The 16,306-nt window shown below is 44.3% G+C and carries 13 protein-coding genes; 5 read left to right on the top strand and 8 right to left on the bottom strand.

Going from position 1 to position 16,306, the window contains the following annotated elements; all coding sequences use genetic code 11:
* Positions 1-21 precede the first annotated feature (21 nt).
* Complete coding sequence (locus MHB43_RS10680; protein WP_076209073.1) at positions 22-672, top strand: nitroreductase family protein; 651 nt, start codon at positions 22-24, stop codon at positions 670-672.
* A 97-nt stretch (positions 673-769) separates the two neighbouring features.
* A complete protein-coding gene (locus MHB43_RS10675; protein WP_253507171.1) occupies positions 770-1,066 on the top strand; it encodes a putative quinol monooxygenase in 297 nt (98 codons plus the stop codon).
* Positions 1,067-1,174: 108 nt separating this feature from the next.
* On the opposite strand, the gene MHB43_RS10670 is transcribed toward MHB43_RS10675, so the two are convergent.
* The 6 genes from MHB43_RS10670 to MHB43_RS10645 all read right to left on the bottom strand — a co-directional run bounded on the left by MHB43_RS10670 (position 1,175) and on the right by MHB43_RS10645 (position 9,402).
* On the bottom strand, positions 1,175-2,095 hold the full coding sequence (locus tag MHB43_RS10670) for an NAD(P)-dependent alcohol dehydrogenase (protein WP_221823221.1): 921 nt from the start codon (positions 2,093-2,095) through the stop codon (positions 1,175-1,177).
* Between the two features lie 93 nt (positions 2,096-2,188).
* Complete coding sequence (locus tag MHB43_RS10665) at positions 2,189-4,879, bottom strand: LuxR C-terminal-related transcriptional regulator (protein WP_405131942.1); 2,691 nt, start codon at positions 4,877-4,879, stop codon at positions 2,189-2,191.
* 183 nt (positions 4,880-5,062) lie between these two features.
* Entirely contained in the window at positions 5,063-6,412 is a 1,350-nt protein-coding gene (locus MHB43_RS10660; protein ID WP_405131941.1) for an FAD-binding oxidoreductase, read from the bottom strand.
* Positions 6,413-6,524: 112 nt separating this feature from the next.
* Complete coding sequence (locus MHB43_RS10655) at positions 6,525-7,046, bottom strand: MarR family winged helix-turn-helix transcriptional regulator (RefSeq protein ID WP_405131940.1); 522 nt, start codon at positions 7,044-7,046, stop codon at positions 6,525-6,527.
* Positions 7,047-7,092: 46 nt separating this feature from the next.
* The gene (locus tag MHB43_RS10650) at positions 7,093-7,902 is read right to left on the bottom strand and encodes an alpha/beta hydrolase (protein ID WP_405131939.1); all 810 of its coding nucleotides are present in this window, start codon (positions 7,900-7,902) and stop codon (positions 7,093-7,095) included.
* A 450-nt stretch (positions 7,903-8,352) separates the two neighbouring features.
* On the bottom strand, positions 8,353-9,402 hold the full coding sequence (locus tag MHB43_RS10645) for an LLM class oxidoreductase (RefSeq protein WP_237176113.1): 1,050 nt from the start codon (positions 9,400-9,402) through the stop codon (positions 8,353-8,355).
* A 152-nt stretch (positions 9,403-9,554) separates the two neighbouring features.
* Between MHB43_RS10645 and MHB43_RS10640 the strand changes: the two genes are divergently transcribed.
* The gene (locus tag MHB43_RS10640; RefSeq protein WP_405131938.1) at positions 9,555-10,970 is read left to right on the top strand and encodes a PLP-dependent aminotransferase family protein; all 1,416 of its coding nucleotides are present in this window, start codon (positions 9,555-9,557) and stop codon (positions 10,968-10,970) included.
* Between the two features lie 116 nt (positions 10,971-11,086).
* Here MHB43_RS10640 and MHB43_RS10635 read toward each other — a convergent pair whose 3' ends face one another.
* Both MHB43_RS10635 and MHB43_RS10630 read right to left on the bottom strand, forming a co-directional pair.
* Positions 11,087-13,537: a flavocytochrome c gene (locus MHB43_RS10635; RefSeq protein ID WP_405131937.1), complete on the bottom strand. Its 2,451-nt coding sequence runs from the start codon at positions 13,535-13,537 to the stop codon at positions 11,087-11,089.
* A 39-nt stretch (positions 13,538-13,576) separates the two neighbouring features.
* Positions 13,577-14,164, bottom strand: coding sequence for an NADPH-dependent FMN reductase (locus MHB43_RS10630; protein WP_405131936.1), 588 nt, complete (start codon positions 14,162-14,164; stop codon positions 13,577-13,579).
* 182 nt (positions 14,165-14,346) lie between these two features.
* On the opposite strand from MHB43_RS10630, the gene MHB43_RS10625 reads away from it, so the two are divergent.
* Both MHB43_RS10625 and MHB43_RS10620 read left to right on the top strand, forming a co-directional pair.
* Entirely contained in the window at positions 14,347-15,276 is a 930-nt protein-coding gene (locus tag MHB43_RS10625; RefSeq protein ID WP_405131935.1) for a LysR family transcriptional regulator, read from the top strand.
* Positions 15,277-15,285: 9 nt separating this feature from the next.
* A complete protein-coding gene (locus MHB43_RS10620; RefSeq protein ID WP_405131934.1) occupies positions 15,286-16,224 on the top strand; it encodes an FAD:protein FMN transferase in 939 nt (312 codons plus the stop codon).
* The last annotated feature ends 82 nt before the right edge of the window (positions 16,225-16,306 follow it).

Genomic DNA, 16,306 nt, shown 5'->3' with positions numbered 1-16,306 from the left:
ATATAGAGGAGAGATCCATGCATGAGTACAATTCAAAGCAAATTCCAGAAAACCAATGATTTTAACGAAATTACCTACGGTCGCCGTTCTGTTAAACTTTACGATCCTGAAGTGAAGATCAGCCGTGAAGAGATGACAGAAATTCTGTCCGAAGCTTCCCGTGCACCATCTTCGATCAATTTGCAGCCTTGGCGTTTTCTGGTTGTTGATACGGCTGAAGGTAAAGAAAAGCTTGCTCCACTTGCGAGATTTAATCAAAATCAAGTGTTGACTTCTGCCGCTGTTATTGGCGTATTTATTGATATGAACAACGTTGAATACATGGATGAGATTTTTGGTAAAGCTGTAGAACTTGGTTACATGCCACAAGACATTAAGGATATGCAGCTCAAAACTGTAATGCCTTATTACGAAAAGATGGCTGCTTCCGATCTTCGCGACGTTAACCTGATCGATGCTGGCCTTGCTTCCATGCAATTGATGCTTGCTGCTCGTGCTCATGGCTATGACACCAACCCAATTGGTGGTTATGAGAAAGACCAGATTGCAGAAGCATTTGGCATGGACAAAGAGCGTTATCAACCCGTTATGTTGATCTCGATCGGTAAATCGGCCAAAGAAGGTCACCCTTCCTACCGTCTGCCTGTAGAAACCATCACAACTTGGGCATAATATCAGGGACGGTTTCCCTGTAAGTCTCGATTAAATGGGTCAATAAGCATATATTCTTAACACATTCCAAACAAACACCATATGGAGGTTATACATTATGATTATCATTCACGCTCATCTGCAAGTTAAACCAGATCAAGAGCAAGCATTCCTCGCATCTGCGAAAGAACTGATTGCTGCAACACGTCAAGAAGAAGGTAACATCAGCTACGATTTGGCAAAAAGCACAGAACGCGAACAACAATACACGATGATCGAGCTGTGGAAAGATGAAGCTGCTACAGCTTCCCACAACACAAGCGCGCATTTCCAAGCTTTTGTTCAACAAGCAGCAGCATTCATGGCCGCTCCAATGAACGTTGAAGTATTTGCTGGAGAACAAGTTAAAGCATAATAGCTGAATGGCTGATATGCGAATTGGCATGTAAAGAAGCCGCTCTTGGTCATATGACCGAGGGTGGCTTTTTCATTCCTTTGAAAAGTAAGTTCGACACACTGCCAATTAGTTCTCATGTTTGACCGTAATCACGACATTTCCCCTCTTTCGCCCTGTTTCCACATAACGATAAGCTTCCTGAATTTGCTCCAAAGCATAACGTCTGTCAATCACCGCTTGCATCTTACCAGCCTCCATCAACTCTTTAAGAAGTATCAGATCCTTCGCAGTAACCCTTGCGATGCCTTGCCCATCAACAGTGACATATGTGCCGTTAGGTGCCAATAGGTGCCGACACTGACCTTTCGAGACTTTGCCAACTGCATCCAATATCAGATCATACCGCTGACTTGTTTTTGTAAAGTCTTCCTTCATATAATCGATAACATGCTCGGCACCAAGTGACTTCGCGAATTCCACATTCGTTGTACTGCATACCCCTGTCACTTCTGCTCCAAAATACTTTGCAAGCTGTACAGCAGCAGTTCCTACGGCTCCCGAAGCTCCATAGATGAGCACTTTCATTCCCCGTTTAATGTTTCCTTTGAGCAGAAAATATAAGGCCGTAGTTCCACCGAACGGAACAGCTGCTGCTTCCTCATACGTTGCATTAACCGGTTTCAAAGTGACGGGATCCTCTTCAGATAGACATATATACTGAGCATGGGCACCGAAACGCATTCCATTTAGTGCATATACCTGATCACCTAATTTAAATCGCTTCACTTCCTTGCCGATCGCCGTAACTTCGCCTGCTAACTCTACGCCCAGAATCGAATTTCGGGGTTTTCGGATTCCCAAAAACAGACGCATGGGTATCCAGTACAGGAATGGGCTATTAAAACCGCGAACTCTACAGTCCCCCGATGTTACGGTTGTTGCATGTATTTTAATCTGAATCTCATGATCCTTGGGTGATGGCTTCGCTATGTCTTTAAGCTGCAACACATCTGGTGATCCATACTTTGTACATATGATAGCTCTCATATCTTTCCCCCCACATGTTCCTGTTTGCCATGAGTATATCGGGAAGTGGGTTCGGCCCCTAGATACTAAAGTATTGTTTCAAAGATGCATCCGTTACAGGAGTTTCCATTCACGTGCTTTTGCCACGGCTTCGGTTCGTCGCTTCACCTGCATTTTGTCAAAAATAATCCGGTTATGTCCTTTCACGGTAGGCAGTGCAATATGAAGTATCTCACTAATCTCCCGATTGGATCTTCCCTGCGCAATCAGATGTAATACTTCGAGCTCTCTCACACTTAACGGATCAATTCGCAGTTCAGAAACGTACGGATATACATCTGTCTCTTCCGAAATCATTTCTATTCTATTGTCCTCAGCTTCATCAAATGCAGTCAGTATTTGAAGCAGATATAAATGTGAGTCACCGCGTGCTCTCATACTCTTCAAAAGACTGTGTACAACAACACCTTCGTCTACAAATATTCGAATGAAGCCTGCTGGCTCTGCCATCATCATGGCCTCAGTCAGGAGCTCGATAGCTTGTGTTCTAATTCCATGTTCCTCATGGATAACCGCCAGAAGGATTGTTGCCTTGAGCTGTTCATCCTTGAAGCCTTTGGTTATGGCCAAGCGAAGACAGGATTCCATCATACCAAGTGCCTCCAAGGTGTTCCCCTGCTTCAGCAATACTCTGGCCTGACTAAGCGCATGATTTCTGTCCCATGATAATCGTATTGCCTTTTTCAGATCACCCTGACGAAGGAGCACAAGAACGTATGCAGCAGTAATATCAGGGATCGCCTTTGTAAAATTTAACCGTTGGGCCGTTTCGTTGATTCTATCTAACATGATAGCGGCTTGATGAAGATCCGCCTTCGCAAGCGTCACTCGGGCGAGCCATAACTCACTTGCAACAACCCTGTCCGTTTGGACAAATTGATGTGCCAACTGCACACTCTGTTGAGCGTGCAACATCGCCACATCAAGCTTATTCCATTCGTAATGAACTCGCGCCAGACCCAAATGGGCTTCACATGCAATGGGTAGCGGTGGCTTACCTGCCATATGTACCACCTGCTGATAGGCTTCAGCCGCCAGGTGTAGCTGATTGTTAGATTCCTGCATATTCCCCATGCCCAGTGTCGCCATCATCGTGATGATATGATGTCCGATCCTGGTACTGTTCGATAATGATTCCTCGTAGGACAATTCGGCTTCCACACGTTTTCCCTGAAGCTGGTATGCATATCCTAAGGTCCAAGCTGTTGCTGCACGAATGGGCAGATTATGAGGATGCAAATATTTGAGTGCTCGAAGTGACTCCGTAATAATCGTATCCGCATCGTGCCGGCTGACAGCCAGCGTGGCTCGGATGGAGGCAATATGTCCGATGAGATCAGAATTGATCTTTTCAGGTTCCATATTTTGTAACGCTTGTTCAGCAGACTTCAATTTGGGTTCGACGTCTATCATATGTCCTGACACTAACAACGCAGCCGCATGCATCACCCATAGGGAAGGTATTGAATCCATTTCTGCTGAGGATAGAGAACTCAACCATTGCAAGGCAGGAACAGCACCCCCGCGAAAAAGAAGTGGCATACCTTTACCTTCCAACAGATCCGATGCCCGATGAGTATCTGCCGCAGCTACAGCATGATTGAAAGCCTCCAGCTCCATTTGATGCTTCTCATACCAGATACTCGCTCGCTTATGTATCTCAGTAATAGACAGATCGGTCTCCGCTGTGCCGGCATAATTTGAATTCTGTTGTACTCTTTTACGCAATAAATCTGCAAACAGATGATGGTAACGATACCATCGCCTCTCATTGTCCAAGGGAACGATGAAAAGATTGGCTTGCTCCAGCCACTCCAACATGTCCTGTCCGGTAAAATCAACGGATTCATGTTCCTTGGGTTCATCTATATCAAAGATCGCATTACACAATGAACCGCATAATCGATCCAACATGCACGTTTTCAACAAAAAGTTCTGTACTTGTTCGGTTAGCCCTTGTAATATTTCTTCCATTAGATAGTCCAGTACAAATGGGTCTCTGCCACTGAACGTTTCCATAAAGTGATTTGGATCAGAAGAACCCTGCATGGATAAGGCCGCTAACTGCAACCCGGCAACCCAGCCTTCTGTTCGTTTTTCAAGGAGAGCAGCATGTTCCTCTGAAAGCTTCAATCCCATGACCCGATCCAAAAACTCACTGCATTCGGCAGAAGTAAACCGCAGATCACTACCACGTATTTCAATCAATTCCCCCTTTGCCCGCAGTCGAGCCAAAGGTAACTTGGGTTGCTGACGCGTAGTCATGACGATATGCATATGCGGGGGCATGTGCCTCAGTAAGTAGACAAGCGCTTGATGGATCACTTCTGAAGTCATGAGATGATAATCATCCAGAACAAGTATAAAATGATCGGTTATTTCAGAAACTTCATTAAGAAGGTATGTAATAATGATCTCGATCGGTGGCGGCTCGGAAGATTGAACTAATCCCATGACTCCTTCAGCAAGCTTGGGGAAAATCGTCTGTAACGAAGCACATAGATATGTCAAAAAACGTGAAGGATCGTTATCCGCTTCTTCCAGCGAAAGCCAAGCTGTATCTATTGAAGAAAACTTAACCCATTGATTGACTAGTAGTGTTTTTCCTGATCCTGCAGGAGCAGAGACCAGTATGAGTTTAGCGTGCATCCCCTCGCCGAAACGGACATACAGGCGGGGACGATCCACTACATGGGAGCGCTGAACTGGAATGGTTAATTTCGTAGATAAGATCGGTGCATACATGAGCCATACCTCCATTCAAGGGTCGAACAGCAACTGTATCGTTTCATATATCGTTTTGGCATCTATACTACCATAAAAATCAATAAGACACGCCATAAAAGACGTGTCTTTATTATTAGTAATACATAGATGAATTTAACTTCTGATTAACACTAGCTGCTAGTAAAAATGAATGGCTCTACCTTACACTATCCGAGCAGGAGTAATGCTTTGCGGATTGTTAAACACATTTTTCGGGTCATACTTGGCTTTGACTCTCCGCAGTCTGGCATAGTTGGCTCCATAGTACACTGGACCGGAATTTTTGATCCCTTGGTCTGGAACGTTGATATAGGAACCCACAATGTATGGTTGCAATTTCTTGCGAGTATTACGAGCGAGTGCGATATTTTTGGCGGCATGGGATGGTTTGAGCCACGTACTGGTCCATTCCACATAGAACTTCTCTTTGCGCCAGAAGAATGCGGTAGATCTAGGTGATTTGCGACTTACCGCTCCGCCCCAGTTGAGGAAATAGAATCCGCCTGGTCCCTCTTCCAGGTTCTCCAAGAATGATCGCATCGATTTAATGGCTTTGTCGGGGAATGGTTTTCGTCCAAAACCGGACGAGAACTGGTTACTATACCGTTGAGTCTCGGTCGGATCAGGTTGTAATAAGAACTTCACAACTTCCGTGTAAGGTAACAAACGAACAATGGAACTTGTCGGTGTGCCAACACTTGTAATCGGCTGCAATAGACGGAGTGCCTCTGTTTTTGACCCTAGGAACAGCCCCTCCATGACAACATTGCCACCCTTTTTCGGTCCGATGGACAACTCGCTGCCCAGTCTTGTATCCACAGAGGGAGCCCACCTCTGCCATACTTTGAGCACCTTCTCGAATTGAGCCCATGGCCAGGTGATTTTAAATACAGTCGCCTTCGCTGGAGCACGGCGCACTTTGAATTTGTAACGGGTATACACTCCGAAGTTACCGCCGCCGCCTCCCCGCGAGGCCCAAAATAGATCCGCATTACGATTTTTATTGGCCCGAATCACTTTTCCTTTGGCGTCCACCATCTCTACCTCAAGCAGGTTATCACTGATGAGTCCAATCGTACGCTGGAGAGGCCCAATTCCCCCACCTAACGTAATTCCACCGATCCCTACAGTAGGGCTGTCACCAAAAGGAGCTATGAAACCTTGCTTGGCAAGGGTATTCGCAATTCTCCCTACTCGGTTACCCGTACCCACAACAACGGTTCCATTTTTTTTATCAAGTTTGATGGAATTCAGATCACTTACATCAATGACAATTCCACCATTAACTTGTGAAAGGTTTACTTCAAGCGCATGTCTGCCGCTCCGCGGCCTGATCGGTACATTATTTTCACGAGCCCATCGGATAGCGTTGGATACATCTTTCGTCCGTTGGGCAAAAACAAAAACTTTAGGATATTTATCGGTATGCGGGTCCCAGTTCTTGCGCGCCGCTTCATATCCCGGATCTCCTTTATAAATAACCCGTCCGGTAAGCTTTGTTGATGATTTCACACATCCCACTCCCTGCTGAATAATCGTCCTACAGCCTCTGCTGCATTGAGCACTTTATACTGTATGACGGACATTCGCGGAGGGATTGGGCTGGTGCCCTTAATTTCAAGGTTCATGTTTCAGAGGAATCAATTCTAATCAACTTGCGCGCTTCCTGTTCTTTTTCACCATACCAGACGAGCACGTCGGCAAACAGATCCATGATGCGAACAAAGTTCTGCTTATCCGCTTCTGAAATCTGATCTGCATACTTGAAAATCTCATCAAAGCACAGCTCCCTTACAAATTCGGTATACTTCGTATATACCTCGCGACCTTTCGGCGAAGGTTTGACGTATATGTCTTTGCGGTTACCGCTTAAATGAAATTTTTCGAGCAGACCTTTTTCCGTCAGATTCTTCACGTTCTTGGAAAATGTACTGCGGCTTACACCCAGGCGTGCGGCCATCTCCGACATCTTCTCTTCCTTGTCCTCGGCTTCCAGAATGTATTCCAGCGTCTGAATCTGTGAGGCAGAGAACATCATGTCTGTACCATAACTTCGCTGCAGCTTATACGTGTTTGAGTACGCATTACCGTATTTGATAATTTTCTCAATCAGTTCCCGATGGTCGCCCATCCAATCTAATTTCATGCGTAATCCCTTTCATATTCAGATTCTCTCTCTTACTCTACTGAAATCAGATTCGTTTTTCAATCCATGTAATTGCTTCTTCAATAACATCATCACGAGTCGGTTCATTAAATATTTCATGCATCAGATGAGCATAAATTTTGAGTGTTTTATCCGTGGAAGCGATATCGCCGTAAAAGTCACGGGAATCCTTTTCGCTGACCAGTCCATCATTTGCTCCATGCAGTACAAGCACCGGATCTGTAAACTGCTTGGGGTTCTCCTTGAGCCATGTTATGCCATTTCCCAAGCTGTTAAATAAATCTACAGAGATCTGCTTTTCAACCAGCGGGTCATCCGCGTAAGCGGATACAACTGCGGGATCACTGCATACGCCGCTGCCCAGCTCATTTGGGAAATACGTGCCTGCAGGAAGATCCATTGGCAGTTCTCCGGCAACTTTTGTATTGTAACGAGTGAGGGCTCCGGATAGTACGATGCCTCTGACCTTGCCTGGATATTTCGTTCCAAAGGACGAGGTTGCAAAACCGCCCATACTATGTCCGATGACAAACAGCGGAAGATCGCCACTCTCTCGCAATGCCGCCTCGACAATGACATGAACATCTTCAATGAGATGATCAAACTCTTTATAAAACGTACGTTGTCCCTCGGATCTGGCATGACCACGATGGTCAAACCGATATACGCTAAACCCGCGCTGATTCAGCTTCTCTGTCAAATAATCGTAGCGCCCTGCATGCTCAGCTAGTCCGTGAACAATAACGACAGCGGCTTTTGCATCACTAACTAAATTCTTACTAGAATATAGCCGAGTACCGTCAAAAGATTCGATTGTTGTTTCAATTATACTCATAATATTTCCCAACCCTCTCGTTACGCTCAAGCACCAAACAATTAAATACTTTAGCACAAGGCGTTATTCGTATACTTAAGAATGAGGTGCTCATAATACCCAATAGAATGTGGAGGACGACTTTTTTTGGTCTTTTTTTCTTGTTACTTGCAAGATCAAAAGCTTCAAATCGGGAATAGATAAAGAAATATATTGTATTCCATAAGAACAATATCGTTTCTTATAGAAACAATATTATCACCGACGGCATCCCTTGTCTATATTTAATTAAAGCGTTTACATAGAGGCAAAAAAACGCCATCATATGTTACATGATGACGTCTTTTTCCTTTATCGTATCTAGAGTATCGAACCCCTGACCTCATCGCTGTCAGCGGATCGATACTCTCCTGATCGTTAACAGAAATGCGGAGAAAAGCTATCTGTGTCATCAGGCACCAATTTCATGTTCTACCACCCTGTAAACAACGGCTTCGGACCCACATGCGTGGGAAAGAGTGGCAATACTTCCTCTGCCAACTCCTGAATCACCTCAGCAGGAGGTCGACTCGAAAAATGAATACCGAGTGCAGCATGATTGACGCCAACTGCTCTCCATTCCTCCAATAGCTGAATCAGACCTGCTCGTCCTGTACGCAATATGTACCCGCCACGAAGCGGTGTTCGAGGATAATTGGGATCTTCGACAAGATCAATCCATTCGTTCGTCATATGCGGCTTGAACATGCCACCATGTATTTTTTCACGCCAAGCATTAATCTTATGACCAAGCATTTGAGGACCGGATTCGTTTGCCGTTGCTTCGGGATAAGTGAGCCAACCATCACTGTGCTCTGCAATCCAATCTAAAGACTGCCTGCTTGAGCCCGTCACAACGAGCGGAATGCCATTAGCTACGGGCTTCGGGAGCAATTCAAGCCCTTTCAATTGACCAAGAGAAGATTGAATTGCGCCAGTTCTATCCTGTATAAGCTCACGAAAAAACTCCACCGTCTCCCGGAATCGCACATCACGATGCTCCCCATCTATCCCATAAGCCGGAAACTCAGCAGGTCGGTCGCCGGAAGCAATCCCTAGCACAAGTCGTCCGCCCGAAAGTACATCAATGGATGCAGCTGCCTTGGCTAAATCAATCGGATGGCGAAGTGTGAAGATCGCGCTTCCTGTTACCAGGGAGACGTTTTGGGTTCTTGCAGCGAGAAAAGCAAGATAGATAAATGGATCAAATACTTGTCCAGCATCTCCAAAGGCAGGATCAAATAAAGGAACATCTCGCACCCATACGGCTGCAAAATTTCGTTGATCAATGCTTTCCACGAGGTCAGCTTGACCTTTTAGAACATCCATATGACCTTTATAAAATTTAAGTGGTAAAAACAACCCGATTGTCAACTGGTCCGGGGCAAACATGCGGCGGAAACCAGGGTGTTGATTGAAGTTGTGCAACGCTTGTGTTGACGGATTTTCTATTCGTTCCATAACATCTATAGGTTTGTTCATTCCTTCTCCTCCTACAACAATAGTAATCCAGTAGACTGATATCTTTTTAATTCGACTGGAACTGATATAATTGTAACAATCGATTGACCCCATAAGTAGTGACAACTCTCAACAAAATAACAGGGTCAGTTCTGGCAACGAGGAGGATTAGCATGATTGATTTGACATTATTGTTGAACAGAGAGTCTGGAGATCCGTTATACGCTCAGCTTTATCACTATATTAAGAAAGATATTTTGAACGGAAAGTTACCAGCCCATACTCGACTTCCCTCTATTCGCTCACTGTCCAGCCACCTCCACATTAGCCGTAATACAGTGGATATGGCGTATCAACAATTATTGGCTGAGGGTTATGTCCAGAGCAGGCCAAGGAGTGGCTTATACATCATGGATTTGAAGCTGGAAGCATTGCCCCTATCCCACGTAGTGAGTACAAATTGGTTGGAAAACATTATTCAGGATAGCCCCGAGATTCGATACAATTTTCGTTATGGTGACGTAGATGCTGAGCATTTTCCATTTGCCACTTGGCGCAAGTTATCCAATCAGAGCTTGCTCCAGAACCAAATGAAGTTGTTTTCTTATGGTGATCCGCTCGGAGAACCGGGGTTGCGATCGGAAATTGCAAATTACCTGCACAGCTCTAGGGGAGTAAATTGTTCACCTGATCAAATTATAATTGGAGCTGGTGTTCAGTACTTGCTCGGTGTGTTATCTGGATTAATAGGTGACGTTAGTCATGGGATCGCGATGGAAGACCCGGGATATGACGGTGTTCGGACGGTTTTTCAACATAAAGGTCTAAACATTCACCCTATTCCGCTGGAAGTCGATGGGCTTCATATCCGCAAGTTATACGAAAGCAATTCCCGCATCGTCTACATTACACCGTCACATCAGTTCCCCTATGGAATGGTCATGCCGCTCGCCAAGAGAATGCAATTACTGAAATGGGCAATAGACCAGAATGGGATCATTATTGAGGACGATTATGATAGTGAGTTCAGATATGTCGGCAAACCGATACCTTCCCTGCAAAGCCTGGATACCCAACAGCGAACCGTTTACCTGGGGACATTTTCAAAGTGCCTTCTGCCTTCATTACGTATTGCGTATATGGTTCTACCACAGACCATGTTAGAGCTACACCGTAAACAAGACTACCGATTATATGATCAAACGGTCTCTCATTTTCAGCAGAACACCTTAGAGCTGTTTATGAGTAATGGACATTGGGAAGCCCACATTCGCAAGATGAGGAAGGTATATCGACAGAAGCAATTCACACTCATCTCAATGCTTCAACAGGTGATGGGTGCTCAAGTTACCATCATTGGTGAGGATGCAGGACTTCATATTTTGTTGCGAGTACATAACGGAATGGATGAACACAAGCTGATTGCTACTGCTGAGAAGGAAGGTGTTCAGGTCTACCCGGTATCCCCCTTTTGGGCGCAACCAGCTCAAGCGGAGCAATCCATGGTTCAGATTGGTTTTGGTGGATTGAGTATTGAGGATATTACAGAAGGAGTATATGCCCTTCACCGGGCTTGGTTTGGGGTCTGAGAACATTCGTGTGACCACGACCACACAACCAAACCATTTTCACCTAGAAAGAACCCGCAAAACACTTGAAAATCCTTGTGTTAAGCGGGTTCTTTACATATGGAATCTGGAGTGATCTACATTTCTTTTTTGATGTTCTGTACATCATTCATTTCATCAACAGCAGTCTTACCAGCGATTCGTCCAAAAGTAAAGATATCCGTCAAGGCATTACCGCCTAAACGGTTGCCTGCATGTATACCTCCTGCAACTTCCCCAGCGGCATACAGATGTGCAATTGGCTGACCGTTTTCATCCAATACGCGAGTTTGGGTATCGATCTTGATACCACCCATTGTATGGTGAACCGCCGGTTTTCTAGGCGTAGCATAGAATGGAGACTTCTCAACTTTTAAGCTAAACGTATCCTTATGGAACTCCGGATCAAAGCCCGCATCCACATATGAGTTATACTTATCAATCGTATTTCTAAGAACTTCAGGTTCCATATTGATTTTCACGGCCAGCTCTTCTAAAGTATCGGCTCTGAACAAGGTACCTGCTTCCACTTGAAGGTCTATCTTTTCCTGGCTTGTGTTCGCTGCGGTTTTCTTGATCTCATCATCCGCAATCAGGTAAAATAAACTTCCCTGCTCGATAGCCGCTTTTGTTAAGACATCTCGTCCAGAGAATTCATTAACAAAACGTTCTCCCTTTTTATTAACAATGACAAAGTTTTCAGGTGGTACTTGCAGTCCACTGAAGAGTTCGCCAGTTTCAGGATCGGCTACCGGCATCATTTGAGTGAAGCCCATGCCTGTCAGTGCTGCTCCTGCACTCTTACCAAGTGATATTCCATCACCAGTCATCGCATAAGAATTTGTTGTTTTGATATCATCGTCAATATGGCTCCAGTACGTGTTGTATTCCTTGAGCATCTGAGTATTTGCACCAAAACCGCCGCTAGCAAGCACAACGGCTTTGGCATGAATGGTGATTTTCTGACCATTAACACCTGTTGCGATAACACCTGTTATTTTTCCATCTTCGATGATCAATTGTTTGACTGGGCTATCTGTAATCATTTTTCCTGAATGTTCTTCTACATATTTGCTAAGTGCAATGATAAAGGCAGAGCCATAACTTTTGACAGGTTTATGGCCGCGGCGCCAAAGAGCACCCACTGGAGCAAATACGATACTTTTATCATATTCAACCCCGATATCCTCAAGCCACGTTACACTTTCCAAGGCACGGTCTGTAAGTACTTTGACCAGATCGTACTGTCCATAGATCGTGTTTCCATTCAGATCCGTTCGTTTGCCCCCAAAATACGTTTGCATTCTGTGAAGAAGTGGCGAGTCGAATAAATAAGCCTTTTCTGTGCCGAACTTTTCCTGATACGCAGTAAACTCTTCTTTGAGTGCATGGAAATCATCGATATATTCCGGGTGGACCAGGCTCTCATCCATACTCAATAAATTCTCAATTGTCTGTCTTTCCCCTGGATTCTCAGTGAACTGTTGTTGCCATACAGGATCTGCAGCATTGACAGGACCACCTGAACGGATCGTGTTTCCCCCAACAGCCGGATATTTCTCAAGCACAATCGCACTTGCCCCATACTGTAAAGCTGTAGCAGCCGCACTTAATCCAGCTCCACCTCCACCTACTACGACCACATCGCAAGTGTATTCTTCGTCATCTTTCATCTGGCTGCTAGCAGGTTTTGGACGTCTTTTCAGGATGTCAGGGTTCACTCCGGCAAGCTTAACCGCTTTGGCTACACCATTGATGACTGCATTACTGGTTTCAGAAGCACCGGAGAGAGCATCTACATTCAGCGTCTGTCCCTCAATGATTTTATTCGGAATTCTTACAAAAACAACATCGGCGATGCCTTCGGTTTCACCCTTCGAATCGATATCGATGCTTTCAATTCTATTTTCACTAAAGGATACCTTCATCGGCAGATTGCCACTGTGACCTATGGCATTGATCTCATACACACCGGGTTTGTAGGTAAACTCCTCTTCTTCGTTGAGCTGATTTGAAATTTTGGCAAACCGAAGAAATCGCAGGAAACATGTTTCCAGGAAATCAATCGTTCCTTCATTGTTCAGGTCACCTGATTCGTCAAATGCTTTATGTGCAGTTCCAAGTAAAAACTCATACCCTGGCATCACATTGGCTTCAACACCCGGTGCATCCAGGATTTGACGAAGATGCAACTGTGCACGCGAGGAACCTTGTGTTCCCTGGGACGCACCTATGATCATCACGGGTTTGCCAGCCAGCGGATGGATTTCAAAGCTCAACCATTCCAGCAGGCTTTTAAGGGATGAAGGGATGGAATGGTTATACTCGGGAGTCGCAATAATGACACCATCACTTGCGATAATTTTTTCATTAAACGATTGTATAATTTCACTGTTTGTATGGTTATCGGACTGATTAAACATCGGAACATCTGTAATATCGAGGATTTCAATGGCTGCTCTGGACTCAAAATGCTTTTGCATGAACTGAAGCAGCTTGCGATTATACGATTTCTTTGCATTTGTGCCAACGATCGCTATGATTTTCATTGTGATTAGCCCCTACTCTTGCCAGGAAAATTTTTTCGTTTATTTCTTCAACGTCCTTTTTGATAACAGTTCCGTAGTGATCTCCGTAAACAAAACAAACTCATTGAAGATTTCGGCAAGCTCCGCTACTTTGTCAGCGTTAATGAGATTACCACTACTATCAAATGCACTCTGTGATTTTCCCAAAAGAAACTCGCTGCTAGGCATCATTCTTGCACCAAGCTCAGGCGAATCCAGGATTTGTCTAAGATGCGCTTGTGCCCTGGAAGAACCGAGTGCACCATGTGAAGCACCCACAATCAGAACAGGCTTGTCTTTCAAGGTTTGAGTCGTGTAACTGATCCATTCCAGCGCACTTTTCAACACTGCAGGGATCGCATGATCATATTCAGGAGTAGCGATAATGACACCTTTCGCATTAGAGATTTGATCTAATAAGTCTTGTACCTTCACAGGAATATCAACTTCAGCATCCTCTAATTCATCTTTTTCAATAAAGGCAGGCATATCCTTAATTTCAAACAAGTCAATCCGGGCTTCACTAGCAAAATGCTTTTGCATAAATTGAAGCAGCATGCGGTTAGTTGACACATCCGAATTCGTGCCCACGATAGCTAAATAGTTCATCGTAATCCCCTCTCTGTCATTCGAGATGATGTTCGTAACTGTCAGGTTCGATCTTTCGGCCTAACTCTAACATATCAAAGCTCAAATGATCTAATAGTTATTCATTGCAGTTTGATAACTAATTTGTTATAATCACCTCAAATTCAAAGTATGTTACTTTTTTCACAAGTGGGGTGAGGGACATGTCTAAGTTAGAATCTCAAGATATCTTGTGTTACATTGACAGCCTATTGAAATACAGTAACTATAGCAGGGCTGCCCAATCTCTTTACATATCTCAGCCCTACCTCACAAAGGTTATCAAGAAAATCGAAAGTGAGTTGGGCTGTGAGCTAATCACTCGCAACAAACTTCCGTACCGATTAACCGAGCAGGGGAAAATATATTATCAATACCTAACGTCACTTGAACATAGCTATGCGAAACTTATAAGGGAAATCTCATATGTATCGAATATGGGCAATAAAGTGTTACGAATCGGCATTCTTCCAAGCCTCGGTGTTTACTTAACACCCCTTTTTCTACCAGATTTTCTGGAGCTTCATCCTGCTTATAAAATTAATCTTGTCGAGGACTTACCTGAAAAAAATGAGAAACGTCTCCAAAATAATGAGTTGGACTTCTGGATCGGGCAAAATTCAAGCAGTATCTCCCCTAACTTGAACTCGTTTAACTGGGGCAGCCACAGTTACCAGGCCATCATTCCGCGTTGCTGCGAATTATATCAAGAGAATGTTGCAGTTATCCCGGAGGGCACGATTGAGATCAGCACCATTTTGAATCAAAAGCTTATTCTAACGTCCAAGGGTTCGGCAATCCGAAAACAGATTGATCAATTGCTCAGTGTCTACAAGGTACAGCCTAATATCATTATGGAAAGCAATGAAATCTACACTGTACTCCAGCTTGCAAAGCATAATTTAGGTCTGACCTTTGTGCCTGAGAGCATCCATATCAAGGAGTGCCCTTCGGAATACAACATCTATCCAATCCCTCTAGAGAAGATGAGTCTGGATTATTTTATAGCCCATCATGGAGCAAAAAAGCTGAATAGCGTGGATCATGACCTCATCCATACTTTTCTCAATCACGGACAACAATGTGCAATATAGGAGGCTATCATGAAACCTTTTACGACAACGGTACCGCTTATGGGAACGAACATATCCCTCTATATCGAGGGGACAGATGCTGAAAAGCTTACCGAGGAAGCCGTGAATATGCTTGTCCATTATGAACAAGTGTTTAGTGCCAACAGTGAGCAATCGCAGCTTGCCATGTTAAAAAAAGAAGCCGCATCACATCCGCTTAGAGTAGACAAGGAACTGTATGATCTTATTAAGATAGGCAAAGAACACAGCCTGAATAAAGATTCATTTTTAAATATTGCGATAGGGCCTTTGATCAAATTGTGGAGAATTGGTTTCCGCGAGGCACATGTGCCGGAGGATACCGAGATTAAAGCGGTGCTTGAGCTCTTGAATCCGGAGCATATACAGCTTGACGATGAGCAGCAAACGGTTCATTTATCCAAAAAGGGCATGGAAATCGACCTTGGAGCGATTGCTAAAGGTTATTTTGCTGATCAAGTTATGTCATTTTTCAAGAAAAACGGAGCCGCATCAGCTATGGTCGATATGGGCGGCAATGTTCTGGTTCATGGCGATTCTCCCACCGGGTCCAGTCACTGGAAAGTTGGAATCCAAAATCCCTTTTTACCTAGAGGAAATGCAGCAGCACTCGTTAGCATAAGGGAGCAATCCGTCGTTACATCAGGAATATACGAGAGAGTTTTAGAGAAGGAAGGGAGTCATTACCATCATATATTTAACAGCAGAACAGGCTATCCAATAGAAAGTAATATCGCTTCTTTAACGATTATTGCGGATCGATCGCTCGACTGCGATATATATACAACAGAATTGTTTGGGTTAGATGCGGTCTCCATTATTCATAAAGTTAATAAAATGAAGGATATCGAGGCTGCCGTAATCACGACGGATGGAAATCTGGCCTATACCGATAATCTTAGAGGAAGAATTGAGCCCGTATTAAGGTAAAGTTAACAACTACTTCTTTAAGCCAGGATCTAACGGCTTTTCCTGCTCACTGATTAAACAGACAATAAAGTGGACGGAACAA

The organism is Paenibacillus sp. FSL H8-0317 (assembly GCF_045040685.1).
Lineage (GTDB): Bacteria > Bacillota > Bacilli > Paenibacillales > Paenibacillaceae > Paenibacillus.
The sequence above is the reverse complement of the archived record's forward strand: the minus strand, read 5'-3'. Positions and strand labels throughout refer to the sequence as shown.

Coding starts and splice junctions, on each gene's coding strand:
- MHB43_RS10680 (WP_076209073.1), top strand. CDS start 22: ATGAGTACAATTCAAAGCAAATTCCAGAAAACCAATGATTTTAACGAA.
- MHB43_RS10675 (WP_253507171.1), top strand. CDS start 770: ATGATTATCATTCACGCTCATCTGCAAGTTAAACCAGATCAAGAGCAA.
- MHB43_RS10670 (WP_221823221.1), bottom strand. CDS start 2,095: ATGAGAGCTATCATATGTACAAAGTATGGATCACCAGATGTGTTGCAG.
- MHB43_RS10665 (WP_405131942.1), bottom strand. CDS start 4,879: ATGTATGCACCGATCTTATCTACGAAATTAACCATTCCAGTTCAGCGC.
- MHB43_RS10655 (WP_405131940.1), bottom strand. CDS start 7,046: ATGAAATTAGATTGGATGGGCGACCATCGGGAACTGATTGAGAAAATT.
- MHB43_RS10650 (WP_405131939.1), bottom strand. CDS start 7,902: ATGAGTATAATTGAAACAACAATCGAATCTTTTGACGGTACTCGGCTA.
- MHB43_RS10645 (WP_237176113.1), bottom strand. CDS start 9,402: ATGAACAAACCTATAGATGTTATGGAACGAATAGAAAATCCGTCAACA.
- MHB43_RS10640 (WP_405131938.1), top strand. CDS start 9,555: ATGATTGATTTGACATTATTGTTGAACAGAGAGTCTGGAGATCCGTTA.
- MHB43_RS10635 (WP_405131937.1), bottom strand. CDS start 13,537: ATGAAAATCATAGCGATCGTTGGCACAAATGCAAAGAAATCGTATAAT.
- MHB43_RS10630 (WP_405131936.1), bottom strand. CDS start 14,164: ATGAACTATTTAGCTATCGTGGGCACGAATTCGGATGTGTCAACTAAC.
- MHB43_RS10625 (WP_405131935.1), top strand. CDS start 14,347: ATGTCTAAGTTAGAATCTCAAGATATCTTGTGTTACATTGACAGCCTA.
- MHB43_RS10620 (WP_405131934.1), top strand. CDS start 15,286: ATGAAACCTTTTACGACAACGGTACCGCTTATGGGAACGAACATATCC.